Origin of the sequence: Streptosporangium lutulentum, assembly GCF_030811455.1 — a bacterium.
In the GTDB taxonomy this organism is placed as follows: domain Bacteria; phylum Actinomycetota; class Actinomycetes; order Streptosporangiales; family Streptosporangiaceae; genus Streptosporangium; species Streptosporangium lutulentum.
The window spans coordinates 7,347,505-7,364,496 of record NZ_JAUSQU010000001.1; the positions used below are offsets into that span (position 1 = coordinate 7,347,505).

Below are 16,992 nucleotides of genomic sequence, written 5' to 3' on the forward strand. Positions count from 1 at the left end.
CGTTGAGCGGGAGCACAACCGCGACCCGGAAACCCACCACCGGCAGACTAGTCATCCGCCTGAGGGGTAGTTCCCGCACGAAGTGGCCGGTTCAGGCGTATCCAACGGCTACTGTTGGCCGATAAACCTCGGCTGCCGCCTCTTGCCACACGAATCACCTAAAACCCACTTGCAAGGAGCATGACGCATGGTCCGTTACCGCGTGCGCGGTGGCAACCCACTTCGTGGAACCGCCTTCATCCAGGGTGCCAAAAACGCCGTCCTGCCCATGATCGGTGCGGCATTGCTGGCGGCCAAGGGCCGTACGGTCCTGCGCAACGTTCCCATCATCGAGGACGTGCGCCGCGCGGTCGAGCTGGCCGAGACGATCGGCGCCAAGGTCGAGCTCCACGAGGCCGAGCGCACGCTGGTGATCGATGCCTCGACGTTGAAGAGCCCGGTGCTGCCCGCGGAGATCGCCCGCCGCTTCCGTGGATCCGTGCTGTTCGTGCCCGCGCTGCTGCACCGCCTCGGTGAGGCGATCATCGAGGGCGTCGGCGGCTGCAACCTGGGCAGCCGCAACCTGGACTTCCACTACCTGGGCTACAAGCGCCTGGGCGCGATCGTGGACGAGGGCGACTCCGTCATCCACGTCAAGTCCTCCGGCCTGACGGGCGCCAACCTGTATCTGGACACCCCCTCGCACACCGGCACCGAGAACCTGATCATGGCCGCCGCCCTCGGGCGGGGCACCACCGTGATCGAGAACGCGGCGCTGGAGCCCGAGGTCCTCGACGTGATCGACATGTTGAGCCGGATGGGCGCGAAGATCAGCGGCGGCGGCACCGGTTTCATCACCGTGGAGGGCGTGGAGGAGCTCCAGGCCGTCGAGCACACCGTGATGCCCGACCGCCTCGACGCGGGCGTGTTCGCCATGGCCGCGGCCATCACCGGCGGCGAGGTCAACCTGGTCGGCGCCAACCTGGAGCACCTCGGCGTGGTCCGCTACAAGCTGGAGCAGATGGGGGTGGACTTCGCCGACCACGGCGCGGTGCTCCACGTCCGCCGGGATCGCCCGCTGCGCCCGATCAACGTCATCACCGACACCTATCCCGGCTTCGCCACCGACCTGCAGTCGCCCATCATGACGGTCGCCTGTCTCGCCGACGGTGCCAGCTACATTCACGAGCGCATTTTCGACGGCCGGTTCGCACTGGCCTCCGAACTGAACAAAATGGGCGCCGACATCGAGGTGAAGGAGAACAGCGCGGTCGTCCGCGGAGCGACTCCGCTAACCGGCACCGAGGTGACCGCGCACGACCTCCGTTCAGGAATCGCCCTCGTACTCGCCGGCCTCGCCGCCGAAGGGGAGACCGTGATCGAATCGGGATATCTCATCGACCGCGGTCACTCATATCTCGCCGAGCGTATGCAGGCCCTCGGGGCGGATGTCCGCCGAGAGATTTCAGCATCATAATCAGCGGGTTTGAGACGCTCAAAAACGGCGCTGACCTGTGTAAATAGCGCCAGTCATGGGTTTAGCCCGGAAGGCCCTTCCGGAATTGGACACAAAACGGGCGTGACATTACGGCCCCCGCAAGCGATCGTTCCAAAAGAGAGCCGAAAACAAACGGACGGCATGATGGGACGAACATTGGTCGAGCGGGCCGAAGAAGCGCCACGAGTGTCACGCCCGGGTGCCATGACACCGGACCTCACTATCGGTGTGGTGGGCCCCCATGACCTCGTCGAGCGGGTGATGTTGATGGGGCACGCGGCAGCCCCCTTGCCCTGCCGCCTGGTGGCGGCGGCCTACCGGGACGAGCAGGAAGCCGCCGACAAGGTCACCCGACTGGGTGCCGGGGTGGACGCATGTCTGTTCGCCAGCCCGGTCCCCTACGATCTGGCCCGGCGGTCGGGGGTGCTGACGATGCCCGCGACGTATGTCCAGCTCGGCGGTGCCGCGTTGATCGCCGCACTGGCCAGGGCCGCGCTGGACGAACGAATAGATCCGCGCAGGGTCAGCATCGATGTCCTGAACCGGGGCGACGTCGAGGAGGCCTACAGCGACCTGAGCCTCCCCTTCGGGGATGTGCACAGCCGTGACGAGCCGGGCGCCACCGGCACGATCGCGGCCTTCCACGAACGTCTCGCCCGCCAGGGCGGCACCAGCGGGGCGCTCACCTGCCTGCCGGCGGTCGCCGACCGTCTTCAGACGGCCGGCATCCCGGTGATCAGGATCCGCCCGACCTCCGCCGCGGTCCGTACGGCACTGCACACGGCCGCCCTGCTCGGTGCGCATCACCGGCTGGAGGAGTCGCAACTCACGGTGGTCCTGGTCGAGGTGCCCACACTCCGCGAGCCGATCCGCCGGGCCGCGCCGCGCTACTGGCGCGACGAGCTCCGGCTGTCCCTGCACCGGCTGCTGGTGCAGGAGGCCAACCGGATCAACGCGTCGGTCACCACGGTCGACGACCACAGTTACATGGTCACCGCGACCCGCGGCTCGGTGGCCGCGGCCACCGAGGGCTTCCGGGTGCTGCCGTTCGCCGCGCGGGTGCGAGACGAGCTGGGCCTGGCGGTCGAGGTGGGCGTCGGCATGGGCCGTACCACCCACGACGCCGAGTCCCACGCCCGTGCCGCACTGGCGCGCACCCAGGCGGGCAAACAGGCCCAGGGCTTCGCGGTGGACCGCGAGGGCCGGGCGCTGATCCCCGCCCCCAGGATGGCTCCGCAGAACACGGGCCCGCTGAAGCCCAAGGGCGTGGAGGTGCTGGCCAGACTGGCGGCCAAGCTGGAGGGCGGAGACACGGTGGTGGACGCGGAGGGCGCGGGCAAGATGCTCGGCGTCACCCCGCGTACGGCCCGGCGGCTGCTGCGCACGTTGGTCGACGAGGGACTCGCGTGGCCGCTTCCGCCGAACCGCACCCCCCAGCCCGGGCGCCCCCGCCAGCTCTACCGCCTGATCGTGGAGAAGCTCGGCACCCGCTGACACCCGCACGACCGTCTGCCCTGATCTGGAGGTCTCCGCCTCGACCGTACGGCGGAACCTCTCAGATCACGGTAGACCCCGGGCAGGGCCTGCCGCCTCACCGTCGGCCTCGCGGGGGACCTCCCGGACCTCCGGCCGATCTCATGCGGGATTTCTCGCCGTCGACCTCGCGAGGGCCCTCCCGCCCCCGGCCGATCTCGCGCGGGGTTGCTCGCCGTCGACCTCGCGAGGGATCTCTCTGCCCCCCGGCGATCTCGGGCGGGGCCCTTTGGACCATCGGCGAATCTCGCGCGGAGTCTCAACGCCTGAACCCCGCGAGCGAATTGTCTCGTTCGGGGTCTATTGTCATGCGCTATGGGCCATAACACTCCTGACAGCCGCAAGACGCTCCTCATATGGGGAGCGCTCGCGATCGTATACGTGGTGTGGGGCTCCACCTACCTTGCAATCAAGATCGTCGTCGAGACACTTCCCCCGCTGCTCAGCGGCGCCATGCGCTTCATCACGGCCGCGCTGATCCTCGGTACCGTCGTGTTCCTGTTCCGCCACCGGCAGGCCTTTCGGATGAGCTGGAAGGAACTCGGCGGAGCGGCGCTGGTCGGGTTGTTGCTGTTGACCGGCGGCAACGGCATGGTCGCGGTGGCCGAGCAGCACATCTCCAGCGGGCTGGCGGCGCTGCTGGTCGCCTCGGTGCCGCTCTGGCTGGTGATCCTCAGGGTTGTCAGCAGGGACAGGCCCCAGGCGATGACCCTGGCCGGGGTGCTCATCGGGTTCGGCGGGGTGGCGGTGCTGTCACTGACGGGTGGAGGCAGCTCGGCGGACGGCGTGGGCATCGCGATCATCCTGCTGGCGTCGCTGTCGTGGTCGCTCGGCTCGTTCCTGTCCGCCCGGATCCCGATGCCCGCCGACCCCTTCGCCGCGAGCGCGATCGAGATGGCCGCTGGCGGCGTCGGGCTGGTGCTGACCGCCATGGTCGTGGGCGAGCGTCTCGACCTCACCGCCGTCTCGGGACGATCCTGGCTCGCCCTGGGCTACCTGGTCCTGATGGGCTCGCTGGTCGCCTTCACCGCCTACGTCTGGCTGCTGGGCAACGCCCCCATCTCCCTGGTGTCCACCTACGCCTACGTCAACCCGGTCGTGGCGGTCGTCCTCGGCGCGCTCATCCTGAGCGAACCCGTCACGACCTCGATGATCGCCGCCGGTGTGGTGATCGTCCTCGGCGTCGCCCTGGTGGTGTCCACCGAGCGGCGCAGAAAGGCGGAGAACGTGGCGGCGGAGCTGGAGTCCGCGCCCGTGTAGAGCACGTGGCCGGCGGTGCGGGGGGCGGCTCCCCCGCACCGATCCGGCGGAAGGCTGATTGCGGTCGCGGGCCAGGGCGGTCTTCGGTACCGCCGTTCAGGCGTTCCTGAAGGCCTCGGCGGCGGCCAGGAAGGCGTCGTTGGCCTCGGGGGTGCCGATGGTGATCCGGGCGCCCTCCCCCGCGAAGGGACGCACCGCGAGCCCCTGAACCGCGCAGGACCCGGCGAAGTCCATCGTGCGCTCGCCCAGGCGGAGCCAGACGAAGTTGGCCTCGGTGACGGGCACCGTCCAGCCCTGGGAGATCAGGGCCTCGCGGACCCGGCCGCGCTCCTTGACCACGGCGTCCACCCGCTCCAGCAGCTCGTCCTCGGCCGCCAGGGAGGCGATCGCGGCGACCTGGGCCAGGTGGTTGACCGCGAAGGGCACCGTCGTCTTGCGCACGGCGGACGCCACCGGCTCATCGGCGATCAGATAGCCCACCCGGAGCCCGGCCAGGCCGTACGCCTTGGAGAACGTCCGCAGCACGGCCACGTTCGGCCGCTCGCGGTAGACGGTGAGCCCGTCGGTGACGTCGGCGTCCCTGACGTACTCCCGGTAGGCCTCGTCGAGCACGACGAGCACGTCCTCGGGGACCCTGTTCAGGAAGGCCTCCAGCTCGGCCGCGTGGACGACCGTGCCGGTGGGGTTGTTCGGGTTGCAGACGAAGACCATGCGCGTCCGCGGGGTGATCGCGTCGGCCATGGCCTCCAGGTGGTGCGTCTCACCCAGCAGAGGGACCCGTACCGAGGTCACCCCGGACAGGTCGGCCATGAGGGGGTACGCCTCGAACGACCGCCAGGCGTAGACCACCTCGGCGCCCGGCTCTCCAACGGTCTCCAGGAGCTGCTGCAGCAGCGTCACCGACCCCGCGCCGGGCGCGACGTGCTCGGGCGGCACGCCGTACTTCTCGGCGATCGTGTTGGTCAGTTCCGTGGCCGCGGGATCGGGGTAGAGATGCATCTCGGACGCCGCCTTCGAAACCGCCTCGACCACGGAGGGCAACGGTCCGTAGGGGGATTCGTTCGAAGACAGCTTGTAGGACCGACCGTCGGCGGACACCGCGGTCTTGCCCGCCTTGTAGGCGGGCACCGTGTCCAGAATCGCGCGGAAACGAGGCATGCTCTTACTTTAGAAGGACCGGGCGGATGGGGCATCATCGGTGTGACACTGGAGGTGAGAGGCATGCCCGACCGGGAGGACGAGATGAGCATCGCACCCTTGGCCGAAGCCGAGCCCATTCCCGACTGGGCGATTCCTCCCAAAGAGGGCTTCACCGCCGATGACCTCGATCGGCTTCCCGGGATCCCCCCTCACACCGAACTGATCGATGGCACGCTCGTGTTCGTGAGTCCTCAGACCCGCTTTCACGGTCTCGTGATTTTCCTCCTTCGCAGAGAGCTTGATCTGACGGCACCTGCTCATCTTCGAGTGGAACAGGAGATGACTGTAAAGCTGGGACGACGGCAGCGGCCGGAGCCGGACCTGGTGCTCCTTCACGCACACGCGTCATCCGATCTCATGCGGACCTTCTACGAGGCGTCAGATGTGCTGCTCGCCGTCGAAGTCGTCTCCGAGGAGTCCGAAGAACGCGATCGTAACCGCAAGCCTCAGTTGTATGCCGAGGCTGGAATCCCCCACTTCTGGCGGATCGAGAACGTTGAGAACCGCCCCAGCGTCTACGTCTACGAACTGAACCCGGTGACCAAGGCATACGCGCTCACCGGCATCCATCAGGATCGATTGAAGCTCAGCCTTCCCTATGACATCGACATCGACCTGACGGAGATCGGTAAGCCTCGATCCCTGCCTGGCCAGTAGCCGGACAGGTGACCGGCGGGATGGCCCGCACCGGTGAAGGTGTCCTCATCGCCGTCCCGGCTACTCCCTGAGCAAGCGGAGCGGCCGGGGAGTGGCACGGTGTGACGGCCTCCGCGCGCAGCACGGATTGGGCAAGGTCCCGCTCGACTACCCCTTGAGCGAGCGGAGCATCGGCGGATGGAGCAGCACCGCCGGGCCCCGGCGGTAGAGCTTGGCGGGGCGTCCGCCGTCGCGGGCGGTGATGCCTCCGGTGGGCACCAGGAAGCCCTCCGCCTTGGTGACCTTGCGGTGGAAGTTGCGCGGGTCCAGGGAGCGGCCCCAGACGATCTCGTAGACCCGGCGCAGATCGGCGACGGTGAACTCCGGAGGGCAGAAGGCCGCGCCCAGCGGGGTGTACTCAAGCTTGGCGCGGGCGCGCTCGATCCCGTCGAGCACGATGCGCCGGTGGTCGAAGGCCATCTCCTGGAGGGACGAGACCGGCTGCCAGCTCATGTGCGCCTCGGTGGAGGCCGGCAGATCGGGGGCGAGGCCGAGATAGGCGACGCTCAGGACGCGCTGGCGCGGATCCCGGTCGGGATAGCCGTAGGTCTGGAGCTGTTCCAGATGGACGGCGGCGCCGGGCAGGCCCGCTCGTTCGGCGAGGACCCGGGCCGCGGCGGCCGGCAGGTCCTCGTCGAGCTGGATGAAGCCGCCTGACAGGGCCCAGCGTCCCTCGTAGGGCGGTTTGTTCCGTTGCCAGACGAGGGCGCTCAGCGCCTGGCACCGCACCGTGAGGACGACCAGATCCACGCTGACGGGAACGCGCGGAACCATGTCAGGCACGTTACACCGATCAGGCGCCCGCCCGGACGTGTAACGTCTCGGCGGCGGCCCGCCCATCGGCCGTCGCGACCGAGACCTTGATCCACGCCCCCGCCAGCACCTGTGACCAGTCGAGTGGGATCCACGCCGTCTCCATCCGGACGGGCAGGTCGGGCAGCGGCTCCGTCAGGTTCACCCCGGCCACCTCGACGACCTTCGGGCTGTCCTGCCCGTCCCAGGTGAGCGTCACCTTGGAGCCCATGAGCAGGTTGTATCCCCGGATCTCCAGGCCGTCCTGGATGTCACGCCCCTTGCGGACCGCGTCGACCGCGATGGGCCGGTCCCAGTCGCGGGCGATCTCCTCGGAGAGGGACGGGGATCCGCAGGTGAAGAAGTCGCTCCACATGTAGGAGACGACCTTGGAGACATACCGCCCGACCTGGGCGATGGCCGTGTCGAGCCGTTCCTTGTCGGTGCGCCCCCTGGTGCCGGCCCTCTCCTCACAGAAGTCCTCGTCGGACGGCTCGAAGGCCTCCACGTTGGCCCAGAGCTGCACGTTGTAGCCCTGCTCGACCATCTTGGTCCGCGCCTCGGCCATCGCCCGGTAGTAGTCGCGGGTCGAGCCGTAATACGCGGTGCCGTTGGTCGCCTCCCCCACGACCGGGCGCAGCCGCTCGTCCACGTTCTCCTCGCGCTGGTCCGGCCAGAAGAGCCCGACCTTGCCGGTGCCCCGGCTGTCCTGCGGCGCGATGATCCCGACCCCGGTCCTGGCCAGGGCCTCGAAGCCCTTGGCGACCTGCTGGGGCGTGGCGCTGAACGACAGCCGCTTGCGCGCGTCGAGGTAGGGACTGACCAGGATCGGCTTGCCGGGCATCTCCTGATCCACGATCTCGTGCTGCGAGGCGTAGACCTTGAGCGTCGGGTTGTCCTCCTCCCCGCCGTCGCCGTCGTACGTCATGTCGCGCATCTGCAGCTCGAACGGCTGGTAGAAGCCCGCCAGCGAGGTCCGGTTCTGGAACCGGGCCCCGTAGTCCTGCATGATCCGCCGGGTGAGCGTGGTGAGGGTGTCGATGCCCTCCTTGGACGCCCGCGTCTCCTGGGCCGGATCGCGCGGCGACAGCGGCAGCGCCGGGTAGACCTTCACCCCGAACCTGTCGCCGAGATCCAGCAGCTCGGTGAGGCTGTCCTGCTCCGCACCCGCGATCAGGATCACGTGGTAGCCGCGGCCCACGTTCCTGATGTTCTCGCAGCTCGGGTCGTCGGTACCGTCGTCGGGCGCGACGATCCGGTAGAAGACGGTCTTTCCTACGGAGATCTTCTTCTCGAACTCGGGACAGCGGAACAGGTCCGGGCCGAACGCCTCGTCGGTCCGGTACACGAAGGTCGAGGTCACCTCGTTGCCCGGGTTGGCCGCCTTGAGCTCCTGCTCCGCCGCCTTCACGCACGGCAGCCCGTTCTCCTCGCAGGGCTTGTAGCGGGGGTCGAGGTTCCCGTCCTTGTCGAGGATCCAGCCGTCCCCGTCGACGCCCCGGTCCTGCAGACCCCACCCGATCCGGATGACGGTGTCGCCGCCCACCTTGTGGATCGCGTCGAACTGCCGTCGCCAGGTGCAGTGGTCGACGGTCGGGATGAGCCAGTAACCGGTCAGCGCGTACGGGGAGGGCATGGCCGTGTCGAACGTTCCACACGGATCGGTGAACTCGTCCGCGGCCGGAGTCGGGGTGGAGGAGGTCGACGAGGGGGCGGAGGAGGACGCGATCGACGCGCTGTCACCCGTCGGAGAGATCACATCGATGGGGGCGACCAGCACGATCGCTGCCACCACGGCGATGATCGCCACGCCTAGGAAAGCGATGAGCCAGCGCACGATCAGGACACTACCGTTCTTGCGATCAGGCGGACATAAGCTGCTTCGCCGTACGAAGGTTCAGCTCTTGACGCCTGCCCACGCCTCAAGCTGGGCGACGAAACGGCGGGCGGAGTTGGGCCAGTGGTGGTTGGCACGGGCCGCCGCATACCCTCGCGCTCCCCGGGCGTGCCGCTCCCGGACGTCGTCCCGCAGCCAGAGCACGGCCTGGGCGACGGCCTTGGGGTCCTGCCAGGGGACGACCATCCCGCTGTCGTAGCGTTCGACGAGCTCGACCGCGCGGGGCGAGGGAGTGGTGATCACGGGAATGCCGTGGGCCATGTACTCCACGATCTTCGTGGGCATGGAGTGCCGGTAGTTGGGCTCGTCGCGCAGGAGGGAGAGCCCGGCCAGCGCGCCGTCGAGCCGCTTGAGCGCCTCGTCGTTCGGCATGAAGTCGCGCCACTCCAGCACGCCCTCGGCCACCGCCTCGTTCAGGATCGGCCGCGACTGGGGGTCGGCGTAGCCGATCAGCTCGACCGCCACCCGGTACGGCTGGAGTAACCTGCCCACCTCGACGGCCTCGCGCACCCCTCGCGCCTCCGACAACCAGCCGAGGTAGACGACGCGGTCGTCGCCCGGCGCGATCACGTCGTCGGGCACCCAGGTCTCGTTGGGCACCACCAGGTGGGCCTGGCGGAACCGGCCGGCGTAGGCGGTCTCGGCCAGGAGCAGGTGCAGGTGCCGCTCGGCCGCGCCTTCGAGCATCCGGGCCAGGAACCGCACCGGCGGACGCATGAACGCGGGCAGCCAGGGCTTCAGCGACAGGGTCGCCGGGGTGTCCTCGTGCACGTCCCAGACCACCGGGGGCCGCTTGCGCATCCCCACGACCGCGAGCAGCAGCTCGGGGTCGTGGATGACCACCAGGTCGACCTGCTTGCGCATGCGCTTGAACACCTTGCGCGCGGCGCGAACGGCCGTCAGCCGCTTGCGTTCGGCCGCCCGGGGGAGGTCGACGCCGTTCACCCAGGATCGGGCCATGACGCCCCGCGCGCTGAAGGGCGCGGCATACGTGACCTCATGACCGGCATCCACGAGCGCGCGGATCTGCCGGTGCAGGATCCGGGCGTCCTCGGGGTGATGCACCACCGTCATGACGAGCACGTGCACTGCGCGCAGCCCTTTCGTCGCTAGAGCCGCTCGACGCGTTCACCCTCGGCGAGCACGCCTCGGGTGTCGAGCACGAGTCTGCCGTGGTCCTCGACGATCGACAGGTCGAAGGCTGCGTGCTGCTGAAGCAGCAACGTCACATCCGCGTCCGCGACCGCCCTGGCAAGGTCTTCCTCACGCGGCACCGAGGTGCCGTCCACTCGCCATTCCTTTACGTATGGATCAACGAAGACGAGCTCCGCCCCGAGCTCCAGGAGCACGCGGGCGACCGGCACGGCCGGCGTCTCGCGCTCGTCGGCGATGTCCGGCTTGTAGGTGACGCCGAGCAGCACCACCTTGGAGCCGTTCACGGCCTTCTTCTGCCGGTTGAGCAGCCGCTGCACGCGGGCCACCACGTAGGACGGCATCCGCTCGTTGATCTCCTGGGCCAGCTCCACGAACCGGAAGGGGTAGCCCAGCTTGCGCACCCTGTAGGACAGGTAGGACGGGTCGACGGGGATGCAGTGTCCCCCGACTCCCGGTCCCGGCAGGAACTTCTGGAAGCCGAACGGCTTGGTGGCCGCGGCCTCGATGGACTCCCAGAGGTCGACGCCGAGCTCGTCACAGAAGATCGCCATCTCGTTGACGAGGGCGATGTTGACGTGCCGGTAGGTGTTCTCCAGGAGCTTGGCCATCTCGGCCTCGCGAGTGCCGCTGACCGGCACGACCTGTTCGATGAACTGGGAGTAGAACCCGACCGCGCGGTCCTTGCAGGCGGGCGTGTAACCGCCGACGACCTTGGGGGTGTTGCGCAGCCCGTACTTGGGGTTGCCCGGGTCGATGCGCTCGGGCGAGAAGGCGAGGTGGAAGTCGACGCCCGCGACGAGACCGGAGGCCTCCAGGATCGGGCGGGCGATCTCGTCGGTGGTGCCGGGCCAGGTGGTGGACTCCAGGACCACCAGGGACCCCGCGCTCAGGTTGCGGGCGACGACGTTGGTGGCGCCCTCCACCGCCGACAGGTCGGGGCGGTGGTCCTCGTCCAGCGGGGTCGGCACGCAGATGATGATGGTGCGGCTCTTCGCGAGCACGGACTCGTCCAGCGTGGCGCTGAAGCCGCTGACGAGCATGTGCTCGAGGTCGGCGTCGGTCAGGTCGTCGATGTAGGAGTGGCCGGCGTTGAGAGCCTCCACCTTCTGCGGATCGACCTCGAAGCCGACGACTCGCAGCCCTGCCGCCGTGGCCTCCTTGGCCAAGGGCATGCCGACGTAGCCCAGACCTATGACGGCCAGGTCGTAGGCAGTCACTGGAAGACCTTGGAATGCCGGAAACAACACTTCATGGTGGCAAAGGCTATCTCAAGTCCGAACGAGCCACGCCTAATGTGATTGAACGCATCGCAAACGGCAGCTTTCCCCGCTATCAACACGAGACCATCAACCGGCAATGGATTGGTAGATACCACGGTAGGTCTCGGCAATGCGGCTCCAGGTGCGCTTGGACGCCACTTCAGCCCGTCCGGCCTCACCCATCGCGGCCCGCCGCTCCGGATCGTCACGCAGTCCCGCGATCGCCTTGGCGAGCGCCTCGGGGTCACCCGCGGGCACCAGAAGCCCGGCCCCGTCTGAACCCACGAGCTCCGACAGGGCAGGCAGATCGCTCAGTACGACCGGCTTGCCGAGAGCCATCGCCTCGACCGGTTTCAATGGTGTAACAAGTCGGCAGACTCGCAGGTCCTCGCGCGGGCAGACGAAGATGTCGATGGCCGCCTGCGCCTGCAGCGCCTCCTCGGGACCGACCCTGCCGGGCAGGATCGCGATGTCCCCCAGCCCCAGTTCCTCGACCTGCTCCAGCAGCGCCGCCCGCTCCACGCCGTCGCCGACGAGCAGCACCTTGACCGGCGCGCCCTGGTCCCGCAGGAGCGCGGCAGCGTTGATCATGGTCGCGAAGCCCTCGTAGGCCACGATGCTCGACACGGAGCCCATGACGATCTCGCCGGGCTCGATGCCGTAGGCGGCGCGGAACGCCGCTCCGTCGTACTCCGCGACCAGCAACGAGTCGTCCACGGCGTTGGGCGCCAGGAAGATCTTCTCTCTCGGCACGCCCCGCTCGACGATCTCGGCGGCCATGGTCTCCGCGAGGGTGACCACGGCGTCGGCGGAGCGCATGATGAACGCCTCGCGGTCACGCTGGAGCACGTGCCGCTGGCTGCCGATGCGCTTGGGGTCGCGGGACGCCCAGGTCTCCTCCAGGAAGCCCCGGACCTCGTAGACCATCGGCGTGCCGGTACGCTCGCGCACGGCGAGCGCCACCGAGCCGTTGCGGTGGTCGGTCGCGGCGTGCAGCACCTGCGGCCGGAGCGTCCTGACCAGCTCGGTCACCTCGCCGGCGCCCCGGATCATCCGGCCCTGGCTCTCGAAGGGCACCTCGCCGCTCGGGATCAGGCGGTGGTAGGGGGTCCCGTCGATCTCCTCGTACGGCGTGGCGTCGGCGTGGCCCTGCATCATCGGCCAGCCCCAGCTGGTCACGACGTGCGGGTCCAGCCCGAGGGCCCTCTGCGCGGTGACGATCCGGTGCGTGCGCACGGTGTATCCGGCCTGCGTGTACGGCAGGGCGTTGGTGACACAGTGCAGCACCCGGCCCGCGATCCGCTCGCCGACGATCACCTTCGCCTTGGGCGGGATCGGGTTCGGCTGGATGGAGGCCAGCTCACCGGCGTAGTAGAGGGCACGGCGCTTGATGAACGGGTATCGGGTGTGCGCCTGGAGCACCGCGGCGGCCTCGGTCATCCGGCCGGCGTCGAAGTGCGCCTTCGCGTCGTCCCACGGTCCCCGCACGAGACGCATGCCGAGCTTGCGAACGACGATCTTGGCCCGGCGCGCGACGGGCCAGGCGAAACGACCCACGACGGGACGCACCCGCGGCGGAAGTGTCTCCGCGGCCGCCTGCGCCACCCGCATCGGATCGGACTTGACCTTCGTCGCCACCACGCGGGAGACGATCACCGGGTGCCGGGCGAACCCCTTGATGAGTCCGCGCAGGCCGGCGCGGGCCGACTTCGCGGAAACCGGATTCGCCGCAGCCGGGACCGCCTCCGGCGGGACCGGAACGGACTCCGCCGAAACGGGAGCGGACTCCGGCGCGGTGGGCTCCGGTGCGACCGGAACGGTCTCCGGCGCGGCGGAGGCGGGCTCCGCGGAAACCGGGGCGGGCTCTGCCGGAACGGGCTCGGGGAGAGCCGGAACGGGCTTGTCTGACACCAGCGCGGGCTCCTGTGAATCTGAAACGGGTTTCGCCGAAGCCGGAACGGGCTCGGCCGAATCCGAAGCGGACGTCGCCGAAACCGGAAGAACGGCCTCTGGGGGAACGGGAACCGACTTCGGTGAATCTGGTACGGACTCCGCTGAAGCTGGAACCGATTTCACTGAAACCACGGGGGAGTATGGCCTGTTGGCATCGGATACCACGCCGTGACCGTACCATAGGCAACGTTTGCCCCACTGCCGTATGAAAGGCGAGGTCAATGAGGGACTTTGGTCCTCCGGGTACTGCCCCGGGCCCTGAAAATCCCCTCGTCCTGCACGTCCTCGGCGCGCGGCCCAACTTCCCGAAGGCCGCTCCCGTGGTGCGCGCTCTCGCCGCGCTGGGGGTGAGACAGGGCATCGTCCACACCGGTCAGCACTACGACGCGCTCATGTCGGACGTGTTCTTCGCCGATCTCGGCCTTCCCGAGCCGATCGCCAATCTGGGCGTCGGATCCGGCTCGCACGCGCGCCAGACGGCCGCCCTGCTGATCGGCCTTGAGGATGTCGTGCTTGAGCACGCGCCCTCGCTGGTCGTCGTCTACGGCGACGTGAACTCGACGCTGGCCGCGATCATGGTCTGCTCCAAGCTCCACATCCCGACCGCGCACGTCGAGGCGGGCCTGCGCTCCTTCGACCGGGAGATGCCCGAGGAGGTCAACCGGGTCGTCACCGACGCCCTCTCCGACATCCTCTTCGCCACCTCGCCGGACGCGCTCTCGCATCTGGCGGCCGAGGGCGTGGATCCGGCGCGGGTCCATCTCGTCGGCAACCCGATGATCGACAGCCTGTTCTCCGCGCTGGACCGTCTCGACCCGGCCTCGGTCCGCTCGCGACTCGGGCTCCCGGAGCGGTACGGAGTGGCCACCCTGCACCGTCCCGCCAACGTCGACGACCCGGCTTCCGCGAAGGAGCTGGTCGACGCCGTACTGGAGGTGAGCGAGCGCCTGCCGATCGTGGTGCCGATCCACCCTCGGGGCCGCGAACGCCTGGCCGAGGCGGGGCTGGTGACCGGCGGCAACCTGTCGATCATCGACCCGCTGGGCTACGTGGACTTCATGTCACTCGTGCGGGGCGCGGCCCTGGTCGTCACCGACTCCGGCGGCGTGCAGGAGGAGACGACCATGCTGGGCGTCCCCTGCCTGACCGTCCGGCCCAACACCGAGCGGCCGATCACCATCACGCACGGCACCAACCGGCTGGTCACCCCGGCGCTGCTGCCCGCCGCCGCCGACAGGGCCCTGGCGGACGGCGCGGCGACGCCTTCCGGCGACCTGCCCCCGCTCTGGGACGGCAAGGCCGGGCCCAGGATCGCCCGGGTGATCGAGTCCTGGCTCCGCGGCGAGAACCTCTCCCCGGCGGGGCAAGCCGTACCGCCCAAATCCCTGTAAAGCGGCTAATTAGGTACGGCCGAAGCCGTACCCTGGCACGACCCCGGACAAAGGCGAGCCCTCATGAGTGAAGAGACCCCCGAAGAGCCGAAGTACCACCGTCTCGGGCCGATCAACTGGTTGCCCGAGGAGCGCAAGGTCGTCGAGCGCTTCGAGGAGCGTGTCCGGGACCTGGAGCGGCGGCTCGCCATCGCCGAGGCCCGGGCCGACTACGCCCAGTGGAAGCTGGAGTCCACCAAGGTCCAGCGTCCCTACCGGGTGGCCGAGGTCCTGACCACGGCCAAGGGGGCGGGCGTCGTGGCGCTGCCGGGCAAGCTGCGCTCGGCGATGCAGACGCGCAAGGGGCCCAAGCCGCCCCGGCCGGTCGCCGAGGTGATCGAGGAGCTGGACCACCGGGGTCCGTCCGTGGACGTGCCGCAGGTGAAGTGGCCGGCGGGACCGGTCACGCGTCCCGACATGAAGGTCGCCGTCATCCTGGACGACTTCTCCCGGATGGCGTTCAAGTACGAGTGGAACCAGATCGAGTTCGGGCTCCGCGACTGGCCGGAGATCTTCGCCGAGAACCGGCCCGAGCTGCTGTTCGTGGAGTCGGCCTGGCACGGCAACCAGGGCCGCTGGCGCTACCAGATGACCGGGAACAACGCCCCCAAGCCGGAGCTGCGCGCCCTGATCGACTGGTGCCGCGCCGAGGGGATCCCCACGATCTTCTGGAACAAGGAAGACCCGCCGAACTTCGACTTCTTCATCGACACGGCCAAGCTGTTCGACCACGTCTTCACCTGCGACGGCGACATGGTGCCCCGCTACCGCGAGGTGCTGGGACACGACCGGGTCGACGTCCTGCAGTTCGCGGCCCAGCCCCGGGTGCACAACCCGATCCAGGAGAAGCGCGGACGGCTGCACGACGTGGTCTTCGCGGGCATGTACTTCAGGGACAAGCACCCGGAGCGCCGCGAGCAGATGGAGACCGTCCTCGCCCCGATCCGCGAGCTCGGCCTGCACATCTTCGCCCGCAACGGCACCGTGGACGAGAAGTACGCCTGGCCCGCCGAGTACGTCCCGCACATCGTGGGCGAGCTCCCCTACGACCAGATGCTGGCCGCGTACAAGATGTACAAGGTCTTCCTCAACGTGAACTCGGTCCTCGACTCCCCGACCATGTGCGCCCGCCGGGTCTTCGAGCTGTCGGCCTGCTCGACCTCGATCGTCTCCGGCTGGTCCCGTGCCATCGAGGAGACCTTCGGCTCGCTGATCCCGATCGCCCACGACGAGCTGGAGTCCTACAACCAGGTCCTGCACCTGATCAACAGTCCCGAGCTCCGCGCCCGCCAGGGGCACCTGGCCATGCGCGAGGTCTTCGACAAGCACCTGTTCACCCACCGCGTGGACCAGATCCTCCAGGTCCTCGGCAGGCCCGTCGAACCCCGGACCCGGTCGATCTCCGTGGTGCTGCCCACCAACCGCGCCTCCCAGCTTGAGCACGCGATCGCCTCGGTGGCCCGCCAGACCCACCAGCCCCTCCAGCTCGTGATGGTCCTGCACGGCCTCGACATCGACCCCGTCGTCGTCGCCGACAAGGCCCGGATGGCCGGCATCATCGACGTCACGGTCCTGGCCGCCGACTCCTCGCTCTCCCTCGGCGCCTGCCTCAACATGGGCATCGCCGCCGCCGAGGGCGAGCTGGTCGCCAAGATGGACGACGACAACCTCTACGGCGCGCACTACCTGTCCGACCTGGCCCGCGCCTTCGACTACTCCGACGCCGAACTCGTCGGCAAGGGCGCCCACTACGCCTACTTCGAGGGCACCAACACCACGATGCTCCGCATGCCGGGCCTGGAGCATCGCTACGCCTGGCTGGTGCAGGGCGGCACCTTCCTCGGCAAGACCGACATGTTCCGCCACTACGGCTTCGAGGACGTCACGCGGGGCGAGGACACCCGCATGGTCCGGCAGCTCAAGGAGGACCGGGTCAAGATCTACTCCGCCGACCGGTTCAACTTCGTCTACTGGCGCAGCGGCGACCCCGCGATGCACACCTGGCAGCCCGACGACCACAAGCTCACCCGCGGCGCGCAGTTCTCCTTCGTCGGCCACCCCGAAGACCACGTCATGATCTGAGCCCGCACGGGTCCGAAGGCCGGGTCAACGGACCGGGACCTCCAAGCGGCAGCCGTACGGCCATGCCGGTTTCGCCCTGTCCGCAGGTGTGGTGCGGAGGCTCCCACGGACCGGGCAGGGCGCGGCCGTCCGCGGAGGAACACGGCCCGGCGCCTCGGAACCGCCCGTCGAGTTCGTAGCGGCAGGCGGTCCGCTCGTACGGACTCGCGCGATCGCGGCGGTGTGCTCTGTCGAAGAGATCCAGCGCCGGTCATGGTG

Annotated in this window: 12 protein-coding genes; 6 read left to right on the plus strand and 6 right to left on the minus strand. The window is 68.9% G+C overall.

The features are described 5' to 3' along the window. The first annotated feature begins 187 nt into the window (after window positions 1–187). The 3 genes from murA (at window position 188) to J2853_RS32910 (ending at window position 4,270) form a co-directional block, all read left to right on the plus strand. Window positions 188–1,456, plus strand: a complete 1,269-nt coding sequence (gene murA, locus J2853_RS32900; RefSeq protein WP_307564598.1) for a UDP-N-acetylglucosamine 1-carboxyvinyltransferase — start codon at window positions 188–190, stop codon at window positions 1,454–1,456. A gap of 225 nt (window positions 1,457–1,681) precedes the next feature. Continuing rightward, window positions 1,682–2,971 carry a GTP cyclohydrolase IIa gene (locus tag J2853_RS32905; RefSeq protein ID WP_307568910.1) on the plus strand — a complete coding sequence of 430 codons (1,290 nt, stop codon included), beginning with the start codon at window positions 1,682–1,684 and terminating at the stop codon, window positions 2,969–2,971. Window positions 2,972–3,325: 354 nt separating this feature from the next. Beyond that, window positions 3,326–4,270 (plus strand): EamA family transporter, encoded by a 945-nt coding sequence (locus tag J2853_RS32910; RefSeq protein WP_307564599.1) that lies wholly within the window; start codon window positions 3,326–3,328, stop codon window positions 4,268–4,270. 96 nt (window positions 4,271–4,366) lie between these two features. Here the strand turns inward: J2853_RS32910 and hisC are convergent, their stop codons facing one another. After that, complete coding sequence (gene hisC, locus J2853_RS32915; RefSeq protein WP_307564600.1) at window positions 4,367–5,428, minus strand: histidinol-phosphate transaminase; 1,062 nt, start codon at window positions 5,426–5,428, stop codon at window positions 4,367–4,369. Between the two features lie 63 nt (window positions 5,429–5,491). Between hisC and J2853_RS32920 the strand changes: the two genes are divergently transcribed. Continuing rightward, window positions 5,492–6,127 carry a Uma2 family endonuclease gene (locus tag J2853_RS32920; protein ID WP_307564601.1) on the plus strand — a complete coding sequence of 212 codons (636 nt, stop codon included), beginning with the start codon at window positions 5,492–5,494 and terminating at the stop codon, window positions 6,125–6,127. Between the two features lie 147 nt (window positions 6,128–6,274). Here the strand turns inward: J2853_RS32920 and J2853_RS32925 are convergent, their stop codons facing one another. From J2853_RS32925 to J2853_RS32945, 5 genes are all read right to left on the minus strand, one after another. Next, entirely contained in the window at window positions 6,275–6,940 is a 666-nt protein-coding gene (locus tag J2853_RS32925) for an NUDIX hydrolase (protein ID WP_307564602.1), read from the minus strand. A 19-nt stretch (window positions 6,941–6,959) separates the two neighbouring features. Next, complete coding sequence (locus J2853_RS32930) at window positions 6,960–8,795, minus strand: DUF4434 domain-containing protein (protein ID WP_307564603.1); 1,836 nt, start codon at window positions 8,793–8,795, stop codon at window positions 6,960–6,962. 60 nt (window positions 8,796–8,855) lie between these two features. Then, window positions 8,856–9,944, minus strand: a complete 1,089-nt coding sequence (locus tag J2853_RS32935) for a glycosyltransferase (protein WP_307564604.1) — start codon at window positions 9,942–9,944, stop codon at window positions 8,856–8,858. 20 nt (window positions 9,945–9,964) lie between these two features. Then, the gene (locus J2853_RS32940) at window positions 9,965–11,227 is read right to left on the minus strand and encodes a nucleotide sugar dehydrogenase (protein ID WP_307564605.1); all 1,263 of its coding nucleotides are present in this window, start codon (window positions 11,225–11,227) and stop codon (window positions 9,965–9,967) included. A gap of 129 nt (window positions 11,228–11,356) precedes the next feature. Next, window positions 11,357–13,180 (minus strand): glycosyltransferase, encoded by a 1,824-nt coding sequence (locus tag J2853_RS32945; protein ID WP_307564606.1) that lies wholly within the window; start codon window positions 13,178–13,180, stop codon window positions 11,357–11,359. Between the two features lie 263 nt (window positions 13,181–13,443). Here J2853_RS32945 and wecB point away from each other — a divergent pair, with 263 nt between their 5' ends. Together wecB and J2853_RS32955 are read left to right on the plus strand one after the other, a co-directional pair. Continuing rightward, the gene (wecB, locus tag J2853_RS32950) at window positions 13,444–14,613 is read left to right on the plus strand and encodes a non-hydrolyzing UDP-N-acetylglucosamine 2-epimerase (protein ID WP_307564607.1); all 1,170 of its coding nucleotides are present in this window, start codon (window positions 13,444–13,446) and stop codon (window positions 14,611–14,613) included. Window positions 14,614–14,676: 63 nt separating this feature from the next. Continuing rightward, a complete protein-coding gene (locus J2853_RS32955; protein WP_307564608.1) occupies window positions 14,677–16,734 on the plus strand; it encodes a glycosyltransferase family protein in 2,058 nt (685 codons plus the stop codon). The last annotated feature ends 258 nt before the right edge of the window (window positions 16,735–16,992 follow it).